Source organism: Bacillus sp. FJAT-49711 (genome assembly GCF_018343715.1).
Classification (GTDB): Bacteria; Bacillota; Bacilli; order Bacillales; family Bacillaceae_C; genus Lederbergia.
Genome location: NZ_JAGYPL010000003.1, coordinates 207,395 through 229,190 on the forward strand (window position 1 = coordinate 207,395; position 21,796 = coordinate 229,190).

Consider the following 21,796-nt stretch of genomic DNA (forward strand, 5'->3'; position numbering starts at 1 on the left):
CGTGTCTTTCTTTTTTATACTAAAGCAATGGATACTTGCTTGCCAATTTGTCCTGTTTGCACAAATTCAATCATTTTCTGTAAATCTGCCAGCACATAACGATCTTCCCACATCGGATTAATTGATTGTCGTATCCATTGATGAAGAATAGAGGTTCCTTTTCCCATCGTTAAGCCTTTCATATTTTCAGATATTAAATCAATGGATTGAGCTGATAACAATAGTTCAATCGCTAATATTTGTTGAACCCGTTCTATTATTTCCATAAGTTTACGAACTGCACCCATCGCCATACTATTGTGATCTTCTTGATTTCCTTTAGAAGGAATTGAACCAATACTAGCAGGAGCAGCTAATATTCTCATTTCACTAACTAGGGCTGTTGCATTGGCGTGAACAAGTGCAAAGCCTGTATTTAATCCAGCTACAGCAATTAAATTTGCAGGTAGTCCATAACTCATTATTGGATCAAGGAGACGCGCCGATCTTCTTTCAGAAATCATTGCCAAATCTGTCATTACTACGCCCATAAAGTCAAGTGCATATGCAAGATGTCCACCATGATAATTTCCTCCGCTTAAACTCTCGAACGCCACGCCATTTTTAAAGATGAGTGGATTATCTTTCGAAGCATTCATTTCCCTAACGAAAACTGATTTTACATATTGTAAAACATCTTTAATAGCTCCGTGAATTTGTGCAGTCGACCGTATGCTAACTGCATCTTGCACCCGTGGTGAAAATTCTCCTAAGCGTTCCCTGCCGCTAGAGGTGCACCACTCTGTTCCTGTTAAAAGGGAGCTTAAAATTTGTGCGGTTTCCTGTTCTGTTTGCAGGTTGTTAGCATTATGAATACGTGGATCTAAAGCATCCATTTCTCCCCTTGTTGCCTCAATTGTCATAGCTGCAGCCATATCAGCTATATTACAAAGCTGCTCTGCTTGGTAATATGCATATAAGGATGAAGCCAGCACCATCGTACTCCCATCAATTAAAGCCAAAGCTTCTTTTGCCTTTAATTCAAAGTAGACTGGTGTTATATTCGCTTTTGCAAGGAGATCAGGGCTGCCTCCTTTTTTTCCATTGTAAGTCGCTCTACCTTCAGGTGCACCCACCATACATAAACCGATATGTGCCATTGGCTGTAAATCACCAACACCTAAAGATCCGATTTGTGGAACACATGGAATAACACCTTTATTTAACATTACGAGAAGACGCTCAATCATCTCCACCCTTACTCCCGAATGACCTCGTGCAAGGACATTTGCCCTTATCAACATAGCAAGCCTAACTACTTCTTCTGGAAAGTCAGGACCGAGCCCAACCGCATGGGATAGTAAAATATTGCGTTGAAATTGATTTTGGTCTTGCTCATCAACTACATAATCCTTTAATTTCCCCAAACCAGTCGTTACTCCATAGATTGCCTTCTTTTCTTCAATTAACCATTGGTCTACGGCAGAACGATAATCCTTCACTCTTTCTACTGTGCTTTCTGATAAAGTAATTTGTACACTCGGATTTTCGATAAACTCTATTATCTTTTCATATGTTAAAGAATAACCATCGAGAATAAGGTTCTTATGCTCGCAAGTCATTGGCCTTCACCTACTTGATCAAAATTGATGAGTGCTCTCGCCAATGCTTCTACACCGAGTGCGACATCTGCATAATCAGTCCACTCTTCAGGACAGTGGCTTCGGCCTTCTCGACTCGGCACAAAGATCATTCCAACTGGTGCAATACCTGCTAACTGATTTGCATCATGCCCTGCACCGCTCGGCAAATATTGAGTTTTTCCGGTTGCGGTACAAGCAGCAGCAATTTTGCCTTGAATATTAGGAAGAACTCGTATTGAATCTGACTTCGATAAGTTATCCAAACGAATGTCGAGTGAACGTTCAGCAGCAACAAGAGCAGCAAATTTGAAAAAGCTATTAATAATATTATCAATAATCTCTGAATCTATTGATCTAACTTCAAACTCAAAAGTGACCTTACCCGGAATAATATTAGCTCCATTGGGTTCATTCGTAAATTTCCCGACCGTTCCAACTACTGGATCAGAGTAATCAGATTTACATAAGCTTTCCAATTCTAATACAAGTTCCGAAGCACCTGTTAAAGCGTCAAATCTCATATTCATTGGCGTTGTACCAGCGTGGTTCGGCTTTCCTTCCACAATGACACGATAACGATGAATTCCAACTATTCCTGTAACGACTCCAAGCTTCATATTGTTTTGCTCTAAAATAGGACCTTGCTCTATATGCAATTCCAAATACAAGCTAACATCACCAGGTTTTCGAGCCTTTTCAGCAATAATGTCTGGATTTCCTCCCATCATCCGAATCCCATCTTCTAGTACTAATCCTGTTTGATCTGTACGCTTTAACATCTCAAGAGTTAAATTTCCGACCATCGCTCGACTTCCAATCGTCGAGATGCCAAAATCACTCGGCTCTTCAGCAGTAAAATCAACAATTTCCAGCGTGTGACGTAAAGCTGTACCCGTTTCCTGTAATCGTCGGGCAATTTCAATGCCAGCTATGACACCTATAATACCGTCAAAGCGACCGCCGCCTGTAACTGTATCAGTATGAGATCCAATCATGATTGGTTTTAAATGCGCCTCACTGCCGACAAGTTTTCCTATTAAATTGCCGCCGGCATCAATGCTGACTTGCAAACCACATTGTTCCATCTGTTGTTTCAGCCAAGCTCGTCCCTTTTCGTACCATGGCGTAAAAGGCCTTCTCGTCCACCCTGGCTTCGATTGGTCCACCATAGCGGCAAGAATTTCGATATGATCTTGAATCCGCTCCTGATTCGGATGTAAGTTAAAGGATACATTCAAACTAAACACCCCTTACTCAGATGCATTGCTTTTATAAAACGACCATAACCTGACTTTCCCAATTGTCCGTCTTCTTTATATACCGTTTCCCCACGAACAAAAGTATGAACGATTTTTCCAATCATTTTACGATTATGATATGGGCTCCATTTAGCTGATGAATGCAAAGTAGACTCATCCATTATGTACGTTTTGTTCGGATCCAAAATCACCAAATCTGCATCCATGCCAACGTCAATTCGTCCCTTGCAATGACTTAACCCAAACGTACGGGCTGGATTTTCAGAAAGGACGCGAGCAAGATCTAAAATAGTCATTTTTCCTGCAGCAACACCCTCGCTATACATGACAGGCAATAACGTTTCCACACCAGGAGCCCCTGAAGCATTTTTAAAAATATCTTCATTTGCTTTCCTGTCCAGCGTCCACGGAGCATGATCTGACGTTACCATATCAATTTTCCCTTGAGTTAGGAGATTCCAAAGATCCGCTATATCTTCCTTTTTACGAAGCGGAGGATTAATTTTAGCTTTTGCACCGAGCTCCAACATATCATCTTCACTTAAAGTTAAGTAATGTGTACATGTTTCAGCGGTTACTTGAACACCCTGCGATCGATAAATGTCCACCATATCGAAAATACGTTGAAATGTACTATGGTATAAATGCAATTTCACTCCAGTATATAAAGCTAACTCCAGAGCGGTTAAGGCAGCTACTGATTCTGCTGCTTTTGGACGACTGTAAGCATGGGCCCGTGGATCGTTTATGCCGTCATGCTCATATTTACGAATATATCGCCTGACAATATCATCATTTTCAGCATGGACACCGACCGGGCAACCTGTTTCAGCAATGGCTGAAAAAGCATCAAGCAATTGTCCTTCATCAATTCTTGGAAAACGAAAAGAGTCTGTGTTAAACATTGACACTTTAAATCCACATGCTCCAGCACTAGCGAGTTTTGCAATTTCATCATGTCCATCTTCTTTTTTAATTGTCGCTAAAAGGGCTGTATCGACAACTGACTCCTTTTCCAATCGCTCTATTTTTTCCAAAAACAATTTTTCAGTGCATACCATGCCTGTCGCATCATAAGGCATTTCGATCATCGTCGTAACACCCCCGGCAGCAGCAGACAAACCAGCATTTGTAAAACCTTCATTAAGAGAACTAAAACAATGAACATGGGCATCAATCGTCCCTGGGAGAATAAAGCAGCTCGTTGCATCTATTATTTCTTGAGCAGATAGCCCAATGTTATTTTCATAAATGCCGCTTATTTTTCCATTCAAAACAGCTATAACTGCATCGTAAACTACTCGGTCAGGTAAAACGACGTTCCCCTTCACAAGCAAATCATATTTCCCCATACATTCCCCTCCCCCTAGTAAAGTTGAGCGAGCTTTTTCGTAATTTCTTGGGCAGAAGAAACAACGGTTTGAATAAATTCCTCACCGCTTTCCTGATCCCAACGCTCTTTTGGACCAGCCACTGTCAACGAGGCAACAACGCGCTTGTTGATATCATAAATTGGAACGGCTAATCCAAAAATATTGTTATCTACCTCACCAAACGTCAAACAATACCCTTGCTTCCTTATTATTTCGATTTCCTTTTCCACACTTTCTTTTAGTCCAGCATCTGAAATTGCTTTGACTAGTTGATCTATTGTTTGATTTTGCTCAAATGCTAGAATAGCTTTTCCCGACGCCCCACGATCAAGCGGCATGATTTTTCCAATTTCCACTGATAGACGGAGCATTCTTTGTGTTTCAATACTTTGCACACAAATTACTTGTGAAGCTGATCTCACACAAAGAATGGAAGTCTCGTTAACCTTTTCAGTTAACTCTTCCATGACAGGTCGGGCTATACTGATCAATTCGTGATTCAATTGCTGTTGTAAGCTTCTAGCCAGCTCCAAAATCCGGACACCAAGTCTAATTTGGCCAACCGATTTTCTTTCGACTAAACCGTATTGTTCCAATGTTTTGATGAGTCGATAGGCAGTACTCTCAGGAATTGCAACTTTTTCTGCAATCTCTCCGACTGTCAAATTACACCCTGCCTCAGATAGTGAAAAAATAATATCTAATGCTCTCTCGATTGTCTGATTTTTGTTAACGGTCACTACGATCTCCCTCACTTGGCGTAATATAATCAGATTACTTAGCTGCTAGTTCACCTCTAACTTTCAGTGCAGACCTTTTTTCCAAACTTAATAATAACTGATTAGAAACGATGGCAAGCAAGGATACAAAAATAGTGCCCCAAATTATTTTAGGGGTATGATTTTGATAAAGCCCTTCAAACAAAATAACTCCTAATCCACCTGCATTGATCCAAGCTGCAATCGTGGCAATACCTATGATTGAAATGGTGGCAATCCGTACACCACCTAAAATAACTGGTAAAGCTAACGGAAATTCTATTTTCCAAAATAATCGAAATGACCCTAGCCCCATGCCTTTTCCTGCCTCAATAATGGATGGATCAATCGCTTGAAAACCGACCATCACGTTACGAACTAGAATAAGCTGGCTATATGCGATTAAAGCGATTACTGCAGGTTTTACACCTAAACCCACGAATGGTATAAGGAACGCAAACATAGCCAGACTTGGTACGGAGTATAAAATTCCAAGGATCGATAAAAATGGAACAGAAATCTTTTTAAACCTTGATAAGAAGACACCAACTGGCAAAGCAATCAACAAAGCTAGGCTTAAAGAAACAACGGTAAGCATAAGATGTTGAAAAAATAATAATAGTATACGATCGTAATAATTAATTAAAAACGAAAACATTTTCAGTATCCCCTCCGCGTTAGGAAGCAGAATAGATCATCCAATCCCCGCAATATAACTTTTTAATCCAGCCAAAGTAATTCTTCCAATTGGAGTATCATCTTCTTCTGTAACTAGAACTGAGTCGCCATGGCCTTGCAAAATAAGTGTTAAAACATTTTTTAAATTCTCGGCACGATTCACCTTTACCTCGTCATATTTCAGTTCTTCCGTAAGCGGTGCCATTACATGGTCGGCTCTTAACAAGCTTAAATGCTGTACAATATCATCTGAATGTACTAACTGACTTACAAAAGAATTGGCAGGGTTCGTGATAATATTTAAAGGAGTGTCGAATTGTTGAATGACACCCTCATTCATAATAACAATTTTATCGCCCAATTTTAAAGCTTCATCGATATCATGGGTGACAAATAATATCGTTTTATTAAGCTTGCGCTGAATTCTGATCATTTCATCTTGCAGCGAGCTGCGGGTAATGGCATCAATGGCTCCAAATGGTTCGTCCATTAACATGATAGAAGGATTTCCCGCCAAAGCTCTTGCCAACCCAATCCTTTGCTGTTGACCTCCAGAAAGCTGTCTCGGATAACGATTTCGAAAATCTTTTGCTGGTAAATGAACTAGCTCAAGCAGAAAATCAATTCTCTCTTCAATTTTTTTCGAATCCCACCCTAATTCCTTAGGCACGGTTGCGATATTTTCTGCTATCGTCATATGGGGGAATAAACCAATTTGTTGTATAACGTACCCAATATTCCGTCTTAATTCTGTAACAGGCATTTTAGTTATATCTTGTCCATGAACCATAATTTTCCCTGAAGTCATATCATAAATACGATTGACCATTTTCAACAATGTCGTTTTTCCACATCCTGAAGCACCTAAAATAGTGACAAAGCTTCCTTCTTCAATGGAAAGATTCGTAGGATATACGGACGGTTTTGGCGCTTTAGGAAACTGTTTTGACACTTCTTCAAACACAATTGCGTTATTCGGCAAACCACTCACCTTCAATTCATTAGAAAAGTGCAAGCGCCTTGCTCATCCATACACTTCTTTTGCCCTAGACTTGCGATAGAGGAAACACAAATTGATGTTGACCTACACAAAAGAAAAGGACAGGAAGTTTGCTAATCGATGGCTGTTTGCGCTATACACTTTCAAAAATTTATACTTTTTGCTTCAATATTAAAATTAGACTTTTCCCGATATCCTACCGGGAAAAGCTAAAGTAGTTATTACTTAAGGCTCTTTTCCAAAACATTGTAGCTATTTGATGTAAATCTAAATAACGAAAAATAGATTTTACCTTGGATTCAATATTTAAATGGGAAAAGAGCTACCGGCTTAATAAGAATCGCTTACTTACTAGGCATAAAAGTCGGCTCTTGGGCTTTTACAATAACAACAAACTTTAAGAAATAGCCTTACTTAATGATTCCTTCGTTTTTCAAAAATTCTTTTGCGACGTCCGCATATTCACGTTGATTCAAGTCTACTTCTGCATTTAATTTTTGCATCGTTTCATTATCCAGCTTTGCAGATATTTCATCCAGCTTCTGTTTGATCTTCTCATCTTTATCCAATGTTTCTTGACGGATCACAGGTGCAACGAAATATGGAGGCCATAAATGCTTATCATCCTCTAAAAGGACAAGGTCAGGATTCGTTAAATCACCATCTGTTCCGAAAGCTACGGTACCTTGCACTTCATCGTTTAATACAGCACGATATTTCACACCGTAGTCATAAAGCTTCATGCTTTTGAAATTAAAATCACCATACACTCGATTCATACCGAGCAATCCATCTTCACGTTCCTCGAACTCTGGTACTGCTGCAAAATCTATGTTCTCCGCATGCTTTTGCAAGTCTGAAAGAGTTGTAATGCCATATTCATCAGAGGCTTTTTTGGAAACAGCGATCGCCTGGGTGTTGTTGGCATTTGATGGTGTCAACCATACTAAGTCAAATTCTTTTTTATAAAAATCTGAGACCATATCATATACTTGTTGCGGATCAGAGAGCGGCTCTTCTTCCATAATGTTTAGCAGCCCAGTTCCTGTATATTCAGGGTATATATCAATATCACCTTTTTTAAGGGCTTCATGTGCGACAAGCGTTCCACCTAAATTTAGTTTTCGTTCTACTTTAAACCCAGCATATTCTAAAGCCAATGCATACATTTCTCCTAAAATTAAGGACTCGGTAAAGTTCTTGGATCCAATCTTAATTTTTGAAGAACCACTGCATGCACTTAAAAGTACGGAAAAAACAAGCAAGATTGACAAAATAAGAAATGATTTTCTTTTCAAATTAATTCCCCCTAAATTTAAAGAAATCTATGAATCTCTTTGATATCTAGTTGTAGATCTTTCAATAAATGAAAATATTACTTCAGAGAAGATCGTTAAGAGTGCAATCGGGATTGCTCCTACGAGTAATACTTGAAACTTATACATGCTCAGCCCATTAATGATAAAGGTTCCAAGCCCGCCTCCTCCAATAAAAGCTGCAAGGGACGCACTGGCGAGAACTTCGACACTGGCTGTTTTTGCACCAGTAATCATAAGCGGCATCGCAAGCGGAAACTCAATTTTCCGAAGAACCGCTTTTGGACTCATCCCCATACCATGAGCCGATTCAAGTATGGCGGGATCTATTCCCCGAAACCCTAAAAATGTATTAATGAGGATCGGAGGACATGCAAGCACCGTTAATGCTACTAACGCTGGCCAAAATCCCGTTCCGATTAACGGCAACATGATCACTAAGATAGCCAAACTTGGAATGACTCGAATCGAATTGACCGTATTCATGATGGTTGCGGCAACTTTTTCGTTTTTGGCACACCATATACCTAATGGAATACATATGATTAAACCAAGGAATAAGGCGGACAAACTTAAAGTGATATGAACCTGAAGCTCCTCTAAAAATCGCACATGGTTTTCGATTAAATAATCATATGCTTTTATTAACAGCTCCATCCGATGCCTCCTTCCTGATTATTTCTATTAAACTCATTCACTCAATGCATAGTCTGCAATTTGAATCCCTAGCACTGCTTCTACATCAGGGTATACAGACGCATCCCGGACGCTTGAACTAATCGGAATATGGCTTTTATGGATTCGGAAAACAGCAATTTCCATGCCTGGTTCAAGAGCTCCTGCACTCAATGGTTTACCAGTTTCGGTTGAAATAGCAGTAATGACATCAGGGTAAGTTGTCAAACGATTTCCAAGTGAATCGTCTACTGCCATAAATTCATTCATCACATGCATCGTTAAAGATTTGCCTTCCACCTCAACAACGACTTGCCCAATATCAAAAGCACCAGAATATTCAACAGTAGTTGAGATTACTTTACCTCTACCCAAGATCTCACCTTTTGTATGCTCACAAATCGTTTGAATGACTGTCTCGGCTCCTTTTGGTTCAGCTTTCAAAATAGCCTTTCCAAGATCAATGGCAATGGAAATGCCACCTTTTGCTGCATGCTTTTTAATATAGCTCGCAGGAAGCGGGAGTCTTGCTGATGCAATAAATCCTCCTGACATATCTGAGGCAGTACGTAATATATTAGAAGTTTTTGCTGGAGACCCTTTTACGACAAGCTCAATATAGGAACCCGTCTCCTTTTTCCCACCAACAACCACTTGGATTGTTTCAAAATTCGGATCCGCCGCAACTCCCATTTGCCCCATTTTCCCCGTTGGATGTGCACGAATATCCCCTGTTGCATCGACAACAACTAGGTCAAGCATAGCGGCAGGCAACCATCCATTTATGGAACTTGACATTCCATTTTGCGGCGTCATAACACCTACGACTTTCCCCTCGTAATTTTCCATAAGTAATTTTACTGCTTTAATATAATCTACCCCTAACATTTGCCAATCCGTCTTCCCTGCGGGTGCACCAATGGCTGTACATGTAATAATGATTGCATCATCAGGGAGCTCATCAACGGAAACTAACTTTGGCTGCCCCATCGTCACGGCAGCACCGCCAATTTCCAAACCATGATCAACCCAACCACCACCACCAGATGCATATACAGAACCTCCTGCAACGGCAGCTTTAACATCTTCCATCGTAAGAATACGCATATGATTTCTCCTCTCATTTCATATATCAAAACTATAATTGGATATGTCGAATTCCCTTTTTCTCAATTTCATCTAATGATTCTTCATAGCCAGCATCTGCATATCTTAATACCCCTAAGCTCGTATCATTATCTAAAGCATGTTTTAGTCGTATATCAGTTTCAGGTGTGCCATCTGCCACAAGAGTAATTCCCGCACTTGTCATATACCCCGAATAACCGCCGCCCCCTGAGTGAACCGCTGTTAAATCTGCCATTGAAGAACAACTCAACATCGCATTAAGAAGTGGCCAATCGGAAATTGCATCACTTCCGTCTTTCATTCGTTCCGTCATTATGTTCGGATGTGTCATCGCACCGGCATCCAAGTGATCTCTTGAAAACGCAATTGGACCGCTTAAAATCCCGTTTTTCACCATTTCATTTACAGCTAATGCAAGTCTCGTTCTCTCTCCATGTCCAAACCAACCTATTCGTGCCGGCAAGCCTTGGAAAGGTACATATTTATTCGCCAATGAAATCCAATTTGTCGCAATTTCATTTTCTTTAAAATGCTCTAGTATGTAGTTATCAATCGTCTTGATATCATTTGGATCTCCAGTCAATGCAACCCAGCGGAATGGACCGATCGCTCTACTGAAAAGGGGTCTTAAATATGCTTCTGTAAAAATATCAATCTCAAATGCATCTTTCACCCCATATTGATGTGCCTGTGTACGAATGTTATTCCCATTATCAAAAACAATCGCACCACGTTTTTTAAAAGTAAGCATCGCTGCCACTTCTAAGGCAATAGAAGATTGTGCATCTTGTTCTAGTTTAATTGGATTATTTTCTCTTACTCTTTTAACATCTTCTAGACTATAGTCTGTCGGAATATAGCCATACAATAAATCATGTGCGGACGTTTGATCCGTTACGATGTCCGGAGTGATGTTCCGCTTTACTAGTTCAGGATATATATCTGCCGCATTCCCAACCAATCCTACACTTACACTCTCTCCTTTGGCAGTTGCTTCTTCAATCCAACGTAGCGCCTCATCCAAATCGTCGGTTTTCCTTTGTAAATAGCCATCCGCAATTCTTTTATCAACGCGCGCCTTGTCAATCTCTACAACAAGAATAGCAGCGCCGACCATTACACCCGCTAAAGGTTGAGCTCCCCCCATTCCTCCTAAGCCGGCTGTTAAAATAAATTTCCCTGCTAAACTAGCATTGAAATGCTTTTTGGCAATGGCGGCAAAAATTTCATATGTACCTTGAATGACACCTTGAGAACCAATGTATTGCCAGGCAGCTGCGGTCAAGCCGCCCCACATAATCAAACCTTTTTCCTGTAAATCATAAAAATGCTCGCTAGTCGCCCATTTACCGACCATATTACAGTTAGCCATTATGACTAGTGGTGCAAATACATGTGTTTTCAATATCCCAATTGGTTTACCTGACTGTATGACCAAAGTCTCGTCTTCTTCAATATTTTGGAGGGTATCTACAATCGCATGATAAGAGTCCCAATTGCGTGCTGCCTTACCAAGAGCTGCGTACACAACTAAGTCTTTTTGGTTTTCTCCGTTTTCTAAAACATTTTCAAGCATACGAAGCAAAGCCTCTTGCCTCCAACCTTTACACCTTAATTGAGTCCCACGAAACGCTGTAATTTGTTCCAATTACATCCCACCTTTTATCATTATAAGATAATGTATTATCACTTTATGATAATTTATTATCAGTTTATTCGCATTCTACACAATATTACGCAAACCGTCAACATAAAAATATAATTCCGATAGGTTTAATTATATTTAATTGATAACATGCTAGCACCCTATAGAAACACTGTCAAATTACTCAGTTCATAAGTCCTTTTTAATAAAATATTTTTTCAAATCAGATAAAACTTTTTTTACTTTCTCTGTATCTTTCTATTAAAATAGCCGTACATATTATAAATGGTTCTTTACCCAAGCACTGTTCCTATATGAATAGATCTTATCCTCGGAAATGATATTAAAATGGGAAAGGGGCTGCTATTATCATAAGAACCTCTAAACTTCTTTATAAGAAACAAAATTTAAGCGAATAGCCAAATAAATGACTGAAAGTAGGGAGAAAAGTGCATTATCAAACTTATCAAGTTTCTAATAGAAGCCAAGAAAGCAAGAAAGATATTATTCAAGTGATTGGAGAAGGGAAAGTTTCAATTCAACCCGATTATGCTAATGTGACGTTAGGCGCTTCAACTGAGAATAAAGTATTGCAGCTCGCTCAGGAAGAAAACACCGTGATTATTACCGCTATTAAGAAAGCATTAAGTCAAATTGGAATAACGGATAAGCAAATGCGGACGATTGATTACTCGATCTATCCTCAATATGATTTTATCAACGGTAAACAGGAGTTTAGAACGTATAAAGTTGATCATTTACTGCAAATTAGTATCCATCATATAGAGAGTACTGGTTTGGTAGTGGACACTGCAGTAAGACACGGTGCAAACACGATTTCAGATGTTAAGTTTGAAATATCCAACTATAACCAATACTATAAAGAAGCATTATCTTTAGCGGTGGTTAACGCACATGAAAAGGCCGAGACGATTGCAGGAACACTGAAGGTACATTTAGTTAAAATCCCTATTTTAATAACAGAAAATGCAAAACACCCTGGTGGACCAATCCCTTTGGAGGCAACAGCTTTTGTAAAAAGTACTGCTACTACTCCTATCCAGTCAGGAACAATGGATATCATGAGTACAATAACAGCAACATTCGAATACCATTAATGTTTTTCACATACAAGAATTTGGAAAAATTGATAACGCTTTCACGAAATATTGTGAATATTCATATGTTCATTGTCATATGAACATGGTATAATGTACAAATATTCATATTTAGCGAAGGAAGTGGATGGCGCGGTGAATCAGACGAAAGAAAAATCAAAGACAGTACATGTGGAAGATATTCTCATTGCATATCAGCGCTTAAAAGATGTGGTAGCACATACCCCTTTGCAAAAAAATGAGCGTTTATCCGAAAAATATGGCTGTCATGTTTACGTGAAAAGAGAAGATTTGCAACACGTACGTTCATTCAAATTACGTGGTGCTTATTATAAGATTAAGTCGATTGAAAACGAGGCACGTGAAAAAGGAATTGTTTGCGCCAGTGCAGGAAATCATGCTCAAGGTGTTGCTTTTGCCTGTTCACATCTTGGTATTACCGGAAAAATCTTCATGCCGCAAACGACGCCAAAGCAAAAAATTGACCAAGTTAGAATGTTCGGCCGCGATTATGTAGAAATTGTTCTCGTAGGCGATACGTTTGATGATTCCTCTGCAAGTGCGACTGAATATGCAAACAAAGAAAATAAAATATTTATTCATCCTTTTGATGATCTTGATATCATAGCTGGTCAAGGAACGGTTGCCGTTGAAATTATGAACGACATTGAAGAACCGGTTGATTTTGTATTTGCTAGCATCGGCGGAGGCGGACTTGTTTCAGGCTTAAGCGCCTATATTAAAAATTTATCTCCACATACCCGTATGATTGGGGTGGAGCCTGAGGGAGCAGCAAGTATGAAAGCTGCTTTGAAAAATAACCGCGTAACCGCGCTAGAATCAATTGATAAGTTTGTAGATGGCGCCGCTGTTAAATGCGTTGGCCAAAAAACATACGAAATTTGCAAAAACTATGTAGATGACATTATTCCGGTCCCTGAAGGAAAAGTCTGTACGACCATCCTAGACCTATACAATGAGCATGCTATTATCGCTGAACCTGCAGGAGCCTTGCCGATAGCAGCATTAGACTTTTATAAGGAAGAAATTAAAGGGAAATCTGTTATTTGTGTTATTAGCGGTGGAAATAATGACATTGGAAGAATGCAAGAAATTAAAGAAAAATCTTTAATTTACGAAGGATTGCTCTATTATTTCATTATCAATTTTCCACAAAGAGCAGGAGCCTTGCGAGAATTTTTGGATGGTGTGCTTGGTCCTGATGATGATATCACGACCTTTGAATATACGAAGAAAAACAATAAAGAAAGCGGTCCAGGGCTTGTTGGAATCGAATTGAAACGAAAAGAAGATTACGAAGGCCTAATCGTACGCATGCAACAAAAAGGATTTCCGTATACTGAAGTGAATAAAGACAGCACGTTGTTCCATCTTTTAATTTGATTTGGGCGTAAGTGCTTTGTCTATCATAAATGAACGAGGTTATCGCCTCGTTTTTTTCATACAATTTTTTGTTCTAAGGAGGAGTGCAAATGAAAATAGTTTTGTCGAGAAGCGATAGAGATTCAATCCTTGACTCCCTTGCCCCTGAACAGAAAGAATTTATTCACCATCACGTAAAAAGAGGTAAAAAAACAGCTTTTGCCAATGTTTTAGCTGGCGATAAAGGAATAGTCATCCCTGAACATGCTGAAATGGAAGAAATCGAAATGCTGCTGGATGAGTGGATTTTGGAAGAATACATTGACAATGGATTTGTAAACCCAAAGACCCCATGTGAGTGTGGAAGGCCGCTGCGATATCAATACATTGTCAAACATAAAGCGACAAATGAGACACGAAGATTCGGAATAGAACATTTTAAAGAACATACAGGTTTTTCACCCGAAATCGTCAATGAAATTCGGAAGGGTTTTAATGTCATAGATTACGAAATGGATGAACTCTTATACAAAATACAAAATCATTGGGACTTCAAACATGAAATTCCCTTTTTGCCTAGTGATTTGGAAATTCCAAAATCCATACAAGAATATATAGACCTTGACCTCCCTTTATTAGATAAACAGGTAGATGAAATTAAAAGAATCATTCGCGAGCATTTGGAACAATCAAGTGATCAGCGAAGATCCAAACCAGTGACAAGCGAATCTGTCACCCATATTGCTTTTGATATTGAAGATTACATAATTGAAGATACTTTTCGGACGGATCCAGAATCGTTCAGCAAGGACAAAACATTGGAATACTTGGAAAGTGGAGTATCTAGTGCGAGAATCATTTGTGAACTATTAATCAAGCATGGTTACGCCACTGATAAACGATATGTAACGGGCAAACCAAAAGTTTACAGTACAATTTGCTTGTTTTTGGAGTCTCTTGTAGCACGTAATATATTGCAGAGAGGAAAAACACTTGGCAAAGATGATCGATATTACCATATTCCGTCGCGATCTCAAACTAGTACTTAGCAATGGAGAGGGTACGATGGACGCCTTCGTGACCTCTTGATTTAAATCTTCAACATTGAGGGCACAGGGAACACTCTATCGTGACCTCCCGATTGAAATTTTCAACATCGAGGGTACGATTAGCATCTTATCGTGACCGCCAATTCGAAATTATCTTCACCAAGGGCACGATTAACACCTTATCGTGACCGCCAATTCGGATTTTTCTCCACCAAGGGCACGATTAGCATCTTATCGTGACCGCCAATTCGGATTTTTCTTCACCAAGGGCACGATTAACACCTTATCGTGACCGCCAATTCGAAATTATCTTCACCAAGGGCACGATTAACACCTTATCGTGACCGCCAATTCGGATTTTTCTCCACCAAGGGCACGATTAACACCTTATCGTGACCGCCAACTCGAAATTATCTTCACCAAGGGCACGATTAACACCTTATCGTGACCGCCAATTCGGATTTTTCTCCACCAAGGGCACGATTAAAATTTAATCGTGCCCCCAATACTCTGTTATTACACTCCTTTGAACGCTTGCCTATAGACCTCCGCCAACTCACTTACTAATGGCAGCTTAGGATTGGCAGTTGTACATTGGTCTTCAAATGCTCTTTCTGCCAAACCATCTACTTTACTCTCAAACTCAGCCTTCTCAACTCCATTGGCTTCAATGCTCATTGGGATATCCAGCTCTTTTGCCAATTTAATAACTGCTTGAATAAGGCTCTCTACTCCTTCTTCCGTCGTTCTCGCTGGCAAACCTAACACTCTTGCAATCTCTGCATATCGCTTGTCGGCTATGAATTTTTCATATTTAGGAAATGCCGCAAATTTCTTTGGTTTTGTCGCGTTGTAACGAATGACATGTGGCATGAGAATCGTATTGGCGCGTCCATGTGCGATACCGAACTCCGCCCCTAGTTTGTGTGCCAAGCTATGGTTAATTCCTAAGAATGCATTGGCAAAAGCCATGCCTGCAATCGTAGAAGCATTATGCATTTTTTCCCGAGCAAGCTCATTGCTTCCATCGTGATAGGCTTTTGGTAAATATTCAAACACGAGTTGGATTGCCTTCATCGCAAGCGCATCCGTATAATCATTGGCCATGACAGAGACATATGCTTCAAAAGCATGTGTAAGAACGTCCATACCTGTATCTGCCGTTACCGTTTTCGGAACGGTCATGACAAATTGTGGATCAATAATTGCGACATCAGGTGTCAATTCATAGTCTGCAAGTGGATATTTCGTTCCAGCCGTTTTATCGGTAATAACAGAGAATGACGTAACTTCAGATCCTGTTCCAGACGTAGTAGGAATCGCTACAAACTGAGCTTTTCTACCAAGCTTAGGATACTTAACGATCCGTTTTCTAATATCCATAAATTTTTGTTTCAGACCGTGGAAGTCTACCTCTGGATACTCATAGAAGAGCCACATCCCCTTTGCCGCATCCATAGCTGAACCCCCGCCAATTGTAATGATGACATCCGGTTCAAAGGCCGCCATCATTTCTGCACCTTTCAACACCGTTTCAATACTTGGATCTGGTTCTACCTCGGAAAAAATTTCACAATTTACATAGTCATGACGTTTTCTTAAATAGTAAAGAATTTTACTGACGTATCCTAGTTTCACCATTCCTGGGTCTGTTACAATAAAGGCTTTCGAAATATTAGGCATTTTCTCTAAGTATTGAATGGAGTTTTTCTCGAAATAAATTTTAGGCGGAACTTTAAACCACTGCATATTTACATTCCTTTTTGCTACTATTTTCGTATTGATTAAATGAACTGCTCCAACGTTTGAAGACACAGAGTTTCCACCATACGTGCCACATCCAAGTGTTAATGAAGGCATATAAGCATTGTAAATATCACCGATTGCTCCTTGAGAGGAAGGAGCATTTACGATAATCCTTCCTGCTTTCATCCGCATGCCGAATGCTTCCATCACAGCATCATCCGTCGTATGAACGACTGCAGAGTGGCCGATTCCTCCAAATGCCAGCATTTCTTCACACCTTGTTAAACCCTCTTCCAATGTACTGACTTTGTAGCATGCTAGGACGGGACTCAACTTTTCGCGAGATAGTGGGAATTCTGGACCAACACCTTCTAATTCTGCGACTAAGATTTTCGTATCTTCTGGAACCTTAACCCCTGCCATTTGAGCAATCTTATATGCAGCCATGCCAACAATATCAGCATTTACTGCGCAAGACTTTTCATTAATAACGAGTTTTTCAATCTTCTGTGTTTCTTCTTCATTTAAAAAGTAGCAGTTATTATCAATCATTTCCTTTTGTGTACGAGCGTAGATTTCTTTATCAATGATCACGGCTTGCTCAGAAGCGCAAATCATTCCATTATCGAACGTTTTTGATAAAATCAAATCATTTACAGATCGCTCAATATTCGCCGTTTTTTCAATATAGCAAGGGACGTTTCCTGGACCGACACCCAGTGCAGGCTTTCCTGAGCTATAAGCAGATTTCACCATGCCTGCTCCTCCTGTTGCTAATATAAGAGACACGCCGGTATGATTCATTAAAGTTCGGGTAGCCTCAACAGATGGTTGTTCAATCCATTGGATGCAATATTCAGGAGCTCCTGATTTGATTGCCGCATCTCTTAAAACTCTTGCCGCTTCCCTGCTGCAGTTTTGAGCGGATGGATGGAAAGCAAAAATAATCGGATTCCTCGTTTTAATCGCACTTAATGCTTTAAACATCGTCGTTGAGGTTGGATTCGTAACAGGTGTTACACCAGCGATGACGCCAACAGGCTCCGCAATTTCTATAACACCTTCATACTCATTTTCATTAATGATTCCGACCGTTTTATCATACTTAATATTATGATAAATATATTCTGTCGAAAAAATATTCTTAATGATTTTATCCTCATAAACACCACGTTTTGTTTCTTCGACCGCCAATTTAGCAAGCGGCATATGCTGGTCCAAACCCGCTAACGCCATTGACTTAACAATTGCATCAATTTTTTCTTGGTCGTAGTCTCGAAATTTTTCAAGTGCATCCAAACCTTTGTAAACTAACTCATCAACCATGGATAATACATCCGTTTTTTCCATTAATACCTTCTCGTTAATTGCCATGTATACCCCTCCTTAATTTACATCATTTTATATTGTGAAATATTTCACAAACATTCTTAAAAAAAATACACTAGCATGTACTCATGAATTGCATTTCACGAACTTTTTTCAAATTTTGATTTTGTGAATTCGTAAGTGAGGTTCTTGGTGAGATCATGGTTACGTTTGAATAATGGATGCTTTTGATTGGATCATACCCATTTCCGTTCATATTTAATTCTAAAAATAACTCAGATTCCATTAAAAGCAACTTCCATTCACATAATACCAATTTCCTTATCCCTCCTAGAGTCTTATTCTGCTTTCAATATATCATAAGTTTTTTAATTTGTGAAGTATTGAACAAACTAATTTTATCGTTTTTTTTACGATGCTATACAAGGCTGTTATCTTTAAGCTTACTGCTAGTATATGTAAAAGGAATTGCTTTTTTCTCTTATTTTTTAAAATCCTATACAAAAAAGGGGTCCTAAAGCGATCATGCTCTAGGACAAAACCTTATTATTCATATCGTAAAGCATCAATCGGGCTTAGCTTTGAAGCTTTATTAGCTGGAAGAATTCCAAACACTACACCGATAAAGGCGGAAAACCCAACACCAATCATGACAACAAGCGGACTTATCGTTGCTGTAATTGGAGAAAGCTCGGAAATAAGCAATGTCCCTAAAACAGCTAAACCGAGGCCAATTAATCCCCCCAAGGATGTCAATGTGACAGATTCAATCAAAAATTGTAATAATATTTTTCCTCTAGTAGCCCCTAAAGCTTTCCTGAGACCAATTTCTCTCGTTCTTTCTGTAACGGAAACGAGCATAATATTCATCACTCCTATCCCTCCAACAAGAAGTGAAATTCCAGCAACACTGCCGATAAATAACGTAATAATCAATATAAACTGATTAAATTCACCTTCAATTTGGGAATAATCAAATATATTATACTTTCCATCTTCAAGTTTTTTACTTTGAGTTAAGGTATCTGCTGCGAGATGCCCTGTTTCTGAAATTTTATCTGGATCACTTGCAATGATAGCCAATCTTTCAATTTCTCGATTCCCGAACATCATGGAAATCAATGCACGCGGCATCAGCATTTCACCATATTCTGAATGACGGAATTGATCAGGTATTGGCGATTCATAAACACCTATGATTTTATAAGGATTATCATTTAAATCGACAATTTCACCAATCACATTTTCGTTTTCTTTAAAAAACTTTTTCCTTGCAACAGTGTCGATCATAATAATTCTGTTCATGCCTTCATTATCCCTTATATTAATAGGACGGCCTTCAACTATTTTAATACTTCTTGCTGCGAAGTAATCTGCTCCCACGCCAGTTATTTCCATTTCTCCTTGCTTATCATTATGGACAAGTGCACCCCAACCCTGGTTGGTAGCTAGTACTGCCTTCACTCCTGGAACTGCGGAAAGGGTCTCTACATCCTCCTGCGTTAATTCAGGTTCCATCCACATCATTTCTGATCCATCTTCAGTTGGGTTTTGTTCATAAAAAAGCTCAATTGCATTTTTATCCGTGCTAAATAACTCATCAGTCAATTGAGTTTGTGCACCTTGACCAATAGCTACAATTGTAATGACCGCTGCCACACCAATTATGATTCCAAGCATCGTTAATATCGATCGAATTTTATGATTCCAAATGGAGGATAGAGCAATTTTAAAACTTTCCCATACACTCATCGGCTCTTCCTCCGGTCATCCGTAATTCTTCCATCTTTCAACGTTATGATTCTATTTGTATACCTTGCCACGTCTTCTTCATGGGTAACAATGATGACGGTTTTCCCTTCTTCGTTCAATTGAACTAATAGCTCCATGATTTGTTCGCTCGTTTTCGAATCAAGAGCTCCAGTCGGTTCGTCTGCTAGAATTATAGAAGGCTGATTCACTAATGCCCTTGCAATCGCTACACGTTGCTTTTGACCACCAGATAGCTGGTTTGGCAAATGTTTCATACGATCCTCTAACCCAACTTTTTCAAGCATTTCCTTTGCTCTTGCTGTTCTTTCACGCTTTGAAACACCAGCATATATTAGTGTTGACTCTACATTTTTAAGAGCATTTGCTCTCGGCAGTAAGAAAAATTGTTGAAAAACAAAACCGATATGCTTATTTCTTAATCGTGCTAACTTATTTTCCTTTACTAATCCAATTTTCTCCTCATTTAATTCATACGAACCGGATGTCGGGTAATCCAAAAATCCGATAATATTCATTAATGTAGATTTCCCTGATCCGGATGGACCCATGATGGAGACAAACTCTCCCTCCTCAATGGTTAAATTAATATCATGCAGAACAGCTACCTGTAGAGAGCCGTTGCCATACACTTTTGTAATCTCACTCAACTTCATCATAGGAGACCACTTCCATTCCATCGTGGATGCCTTCAGGGGCATTAGTGACGACAAGCTCTCCTAAGCTAATGCCTTCTGTGACTTCAATAAATTCGTCGTTCATTTTACCAGTTTGGATCTCACGTCTTTCTAATTTCCCGTCTTTTAAAACATATAGGATAGGCATGCCGTCTTCATCCATGATTGCCATATGTGGAACAACAAGCGACTTGCCTTCTCCACTTATTTTTACCTCCAATGAAACGTGAAAGCCTTGGCGAAGCTCAGAAGTGTCATCTGTTATCCCAACTTTAAAAGGATACATCGTGACATTTCCTCCCCCCATGCCTCCACCAAAGTCTTCACCGCCGCCTTCATCATTTGGAAATTGGGAAACCGACTCTACTACTCCCTTCCATTCTCTTTCCTTATATACCTTTGGACGGACAATAACAGCTTGATCTTTTTGAATCTTAACTGCATCAAATTCACTCATCGTGCCGATCACTTTAAATGGTTTACTAGAGGTAATATGTATAACGGGCTCATTTGCACCGTTTTCACTTATTACGGAGTTTTTATTTATCTTTACAATTATTCCATTAATTTTACTCGTTACGGTCATAGCTTTGATTTGCGCATCTATTTCATTGATTCGTTCCTGTGAACCTTCAATCTCGGCTTTAGTGCTTTCATACTGAAGTTCCAATTGAATCTTTTCATTTAAGAGTTGGTTCAAATCATCTTGTGTAACCGGAATGATCGTCTCGTCTTCAGCTTCAGGATCTTCTGACTTAATCTTTTGTGGAACACCGACCTTCTTTTTTGTTTCTGCAATTCGTTTATTTAATTCTGCAATTTGGTTTATTTCCGTTTGTGCTCTACTTTGTGTCAATTCTCTTTCTCTTACTGCTCTATTAAATTCTGTTTTTAGTTTGGCAGAATCATATATAAATAAAGGATCTCCTGCTTTTACCTTTTGATTTTCCTTTACTTTATACTCACTAATTTCACCTTTTTCGGGCTCCAAAAAGACTTTTTGTTCATCTTCTGGAACGATTTTACCAGTAACAAGAATTGTTTCTACCAATTCTTCTTCTTTTGCTTTCTGGACCATTACCGGCATTTCTTCTATCGGGTTGTCCGCCATTTTCGGACCTTTATTCATAGTAAAAATTAGTGTAATTCCGATTGCCATTACTACAATGATTGACAATGTCCAAATCCATATTTTCTTTTTCACCCTTTTTCCCCCTACTACCCCATAATTTTATATATTTCTTCTCGTTACTAGACGTAATCCAGATGG

General features: G+C 39.2%; 18 protein-coding genes. 3 read left to right on the top strand and 15 right to left on the bottom strand.

The window, feature by feature from the left end; genetic code table 11:
- Positions 1-14: 14 nt before the first annotated feature.
- From KHA96_RS15070 to KHA96_RS15115, 10 genes are all read right to left on the bottom strand, one after another.
- The gene (locus tag KHA96_RS15070; protein WP_213130150.1) at positions 15-1,601 is read right to left on the bottom strand and encodes an HAL/PAL/TAL family ammonia-lyase; all 1,587 of its coding nucleotides are present in this window, start codon (positions 1,599-1,601) and stop codon (positions 15-17) included.
- Positions 1,598-2,860, bottom strand: coding sequence for a Zn-dependent hydrolase (locus tag KHA96_RS15075; RefSeq protein WP_249315641.1), 1,263 nt, complete (start codon positions 2,858-2,860; stop codon positions 1,598-1,600). The genes KHA96_RS15070 and KHA96_RS15075 overlap by 4 nt, the downstream gene beginning before the upstream one ends.
- Positions 2,857-4,233 carry a dihydroorotase gene (locus KHA96_RS15080; protein WP_213130151.1) on the bottom strand — a complete coding sequence of 459 codons (1,377 nt, stop codon included), beginning with the start codon at positions 4,231-4,233 and terminating at the stop codon, positions 2,857-2,859. The genes KHA96_RS15075 and KHA96_RS15080 overlap by 4 nt, the downstream gene beginning before the upstream one ends.
- A gap of 14 nt (positions 4,234-4,247) precedes the next feature.
- The gene (locus tag KHA96_RS15085; RefSeq protein WP_213130152.1) at positions 4,248-4,994 is read right to left on the bottom strand and encodes an IclR family transcriptional regulator; all 747 of its coding nucleotides are present in this window, start codon (positions 4,992-4,994) and stop codon (positions 4,248-4,250) included.
- A 34-nt stretch (positions 4,995-5,028) separates the two neighbouring features.
- On the bottom strand, positions 5,029-5,670 hold the full coding sequence (locus KHA96_RS15090; RefSeq protein WP_213130153.1) for an ABC transporter permease: 642 nt from the start codon (positions 5,668-5,670) through the stop codon (positions 5,029-5,031).
- Between the two features lie 36 nt (positions 5,671-5,706).
- On the bottom strand, positions 5,707-6,681 hold the full coding sequence (locus KHA96_RS15095) for an ABC transporter ATP-binding protein (protein ID WP_349305772.1): 975 nt from the start codon (positions 6,679-6,681) through the stop codon (positions 5,707-5,709).
- 419 nt (positions 6,682-7,100) lie between these two features.
- Entirely contained in the window at positions 7,101-7,988 is an 888-nt protein-coding gene (locus KHA96_RS15100; RefSeq protein ID WP_213130154.1) for an ABC transporter substrate-binding protein, read from the bottom strand.
- A gap of 27 nt (positions 7,989-8,015) precedes the next feature.
- Complete coding sequence (locus KHA96_RS15105) at positions 8,016-8,663, bottom strand: ABC transporter permease (protein WP_213130155.1); 648 nt, start codon at positions 8,661-8,663, stop codon at positions 8,016-8,018.
- A gap of 33 nt (positions 8,664-8,696) precedes the next feature.
- Positions 8,697-9,788 carry a DUF917 domain-containing protein gene (locus tag KHA96_RS15110; RefSeq protein ID WP_213130156.1) on the bottom strand — a complete coding sequence of 364 codons (1,092 nt, stop codon included), beginning with the start codon at positions 9,786-9,788 and terminating at the stop codon, positions 8,697-8,699.
- A gap of 31 nt (positions 9,789-9,819) precedes the next feature.
- Entirely contained in the window at positions 9,820-11,457 is a 1,638-nt protein-coding gene (locus tag KHA96_RS15115; RefSeq protein WP_213130157.1) for a urocanate hydratase, read from the bottom strand.
- A gap of 446 nt (positions 11,458-11,903) precedes the next feature.
- Between KHA96_RS15115 and KHA96_RS15120 the strand changes: the two genes are divergently transcribed.
- From KHA96_RS15120 to KHA96_RS15130, 3 genes are all read left to right on the top strand, one after another.
- On the top strand, positions 11,904-12,572 hold the full coding sequence (locus KHA96_RS15120; RefSeq protein WP_213130158.1) for an SIMPL domain-containing protein: 669 nt from the start codon (positions 11,904-11,906) through the stop codon (positions 12,570-12,572).
- A gap of 93 nt (positions 12,573-12,665) precedes the next feature.
- Complete coding sequence (ilvA, locus tag KHA96_RS15125) at positions 12,666-13,976, top strand: threonine ammonia-lyase IlvA (RefSeq protein ID WP_213130159.1); 1,311 nt, start codon at positions 12,666-12,668, stop codon at positions 13,974-13,976.
- A gap of 89 nt (positions 13,977-14,065) precedes the next feature.
- The gene (locus KHA96_RS15130) at positions 14,066-15,004 is read left to right on the top strand and encodes a DUF3895 domain-containing protein (RefSeq protein ID WP_213130160.1); all 939 of its coding nucleotides are present in this window, start codon (positions 14,066-14,068) and stop codon (positions 15,002-15,004) included.
- Between the two features lie 516 nt (positions 15,005-15,520).
- Here the strand turns inward: KHA96_RS15130 and adhE are convergent.
- From adhE to KHA96_RS15155, 5 genes are all read right to left on the bottom strand, one after another.
- Complete coding sequence (gene adhE / locus KHA96_RS15135) at positions 15,521-18,124, bottom strand: bifunctional acetaldehyde-CoA/alcohol dehydrogenase (RefSeq protein WP_213130161.1); 2,604 nt, start codon at positions 18,122-18,124, stop codon at positions 15,521-15,523.
- A 70-nt stretch (positions 18,125-18,194) separates the two neighbouring features.
- Positions 18,195-18,395 (bottom strand): hypothetical protein, encoded by a 201-nt coding sequence (locus KHA96_RS15140; protein WP_213130162.1) that lies wholly within the window; start codon positions 18,393-18,395, stop codon positions 18,195-18,197.
- 230 nt (positions 18,396-18,625) lie between these two features.
- On the bottom strand, positions 18,626-19,831 hold the full coding sequence (locus tag KHA96_RS15145; RefSeq protein ID WP_213130163.1) for an ABC transporter permease: 1,206 nt from the start codon (positions 19,829-19,831) through the stop codon (positions 18,626-18,628).
- Positions 19,828-20,508 (bottom strand): ABC transporter ATP-binding protein, encoded by a 681-nt coding sequence (locus KHA96_RS15150; protein WP_213130632.1) that lies wholly within the window; start codon positions 20,506-20,508, stop codon positions 19,828-19,830. The genes KHA96_RS15145 and KHA96_RS15150 overlap by 4 nt, the downstream gene beginning before the upstream one ends.
- On the bottom strand, positions 20,492-21,730 hold the full coding sequence (locus KHA96_RS15155) for an efflux RND transporter periplasmic adaptor subunit (RefSeq protein WP_213130164.1): 1,239 nt from the start codon (positions 21,728-21,730) through the stop codon (positions 20,492-20,494). The genes KHA96_RS15150 and KHA96_RS15155 overlap by 17 nt, the downstream gene beginning before the upstream one ends.
- Between the last annotated feature and the right edge of the window lie 66 nt (positions 21,731-21,796).

Excerpts from the sequence above, each read along its gene's own strand:
- KHA96_RS15080 (WP_213130151.1), bottom strand. The coding sequence starts at position 4,233 with ATGGGGAAATATGATTTGCTTGTGAAGGGGAACGTCGTTTTACCTGAC.
- KHA96_RS15070 (WP_213130150.1), bottom strand. The coding sequence starts at position 1,601 with ATGACTTGCGAGCATAAGAACCTTATTCTCGATGGTTATTCTTTAACA.
- KHA96_RS15150 (WP_213130632.1), bottom strand. The coding sequence starts at position 20,508 with ATGATGAAGTTGAGTGAGATTACAAAAGTGTATGGCAACGGCTCTCTA.
- adhE (WP_213130161.1), bottom strand. The coding sequence starts at position 18,124 with ATGGCAATTAACGAGAAGGTATTAATGGAAAAAACGGATGTATTATCC.
- KHA96_RS15090 (WP_213130153.1), bottom strand. The coding sequence starts at position 5,670 with ATGTTTTCGTTTTTAATTAATTATTACGATCGTATACTATTATTATTT.
- KHA96_RS15105 (WP_213130155.1), bottom strand. The coding sequence starts at position 8,663 with ATGGAGCTGTTAATAAAAGCATATGATTATTTAATCGAAAACCATGTG.
- ilvA (WP_213130159.1), top strand. The coding sequence starts at position 12,666 with ATGTACAAATATTCATATTTAGCGAAGGAAGTGGATGGCGCGGTGAAT.
- KHA96_RS15130 (WP_213130160.1), top strand. The coding sequence starts at position 14,066 with ATGAAAATAGTTTTGTCGAGAAGCGATAGAGATTCAATCCTTGACTCC.
- KHA96_RS15110 (WP_213130156.1), bottom strand. The coding sequence starts at position 9,788 with ATGCGTATTCTTACGATGGAAGATGTTAAAGCTGCCGTTGCAGGAGGT.
- KHA96_RS15145 (WP_213130163.1), bottom strand. The coding sequence starts at position 19,831 with ATGAGTGTATGGGAAAGTTTTAAAATTGCTCTATCCTCCATTTGGAAT.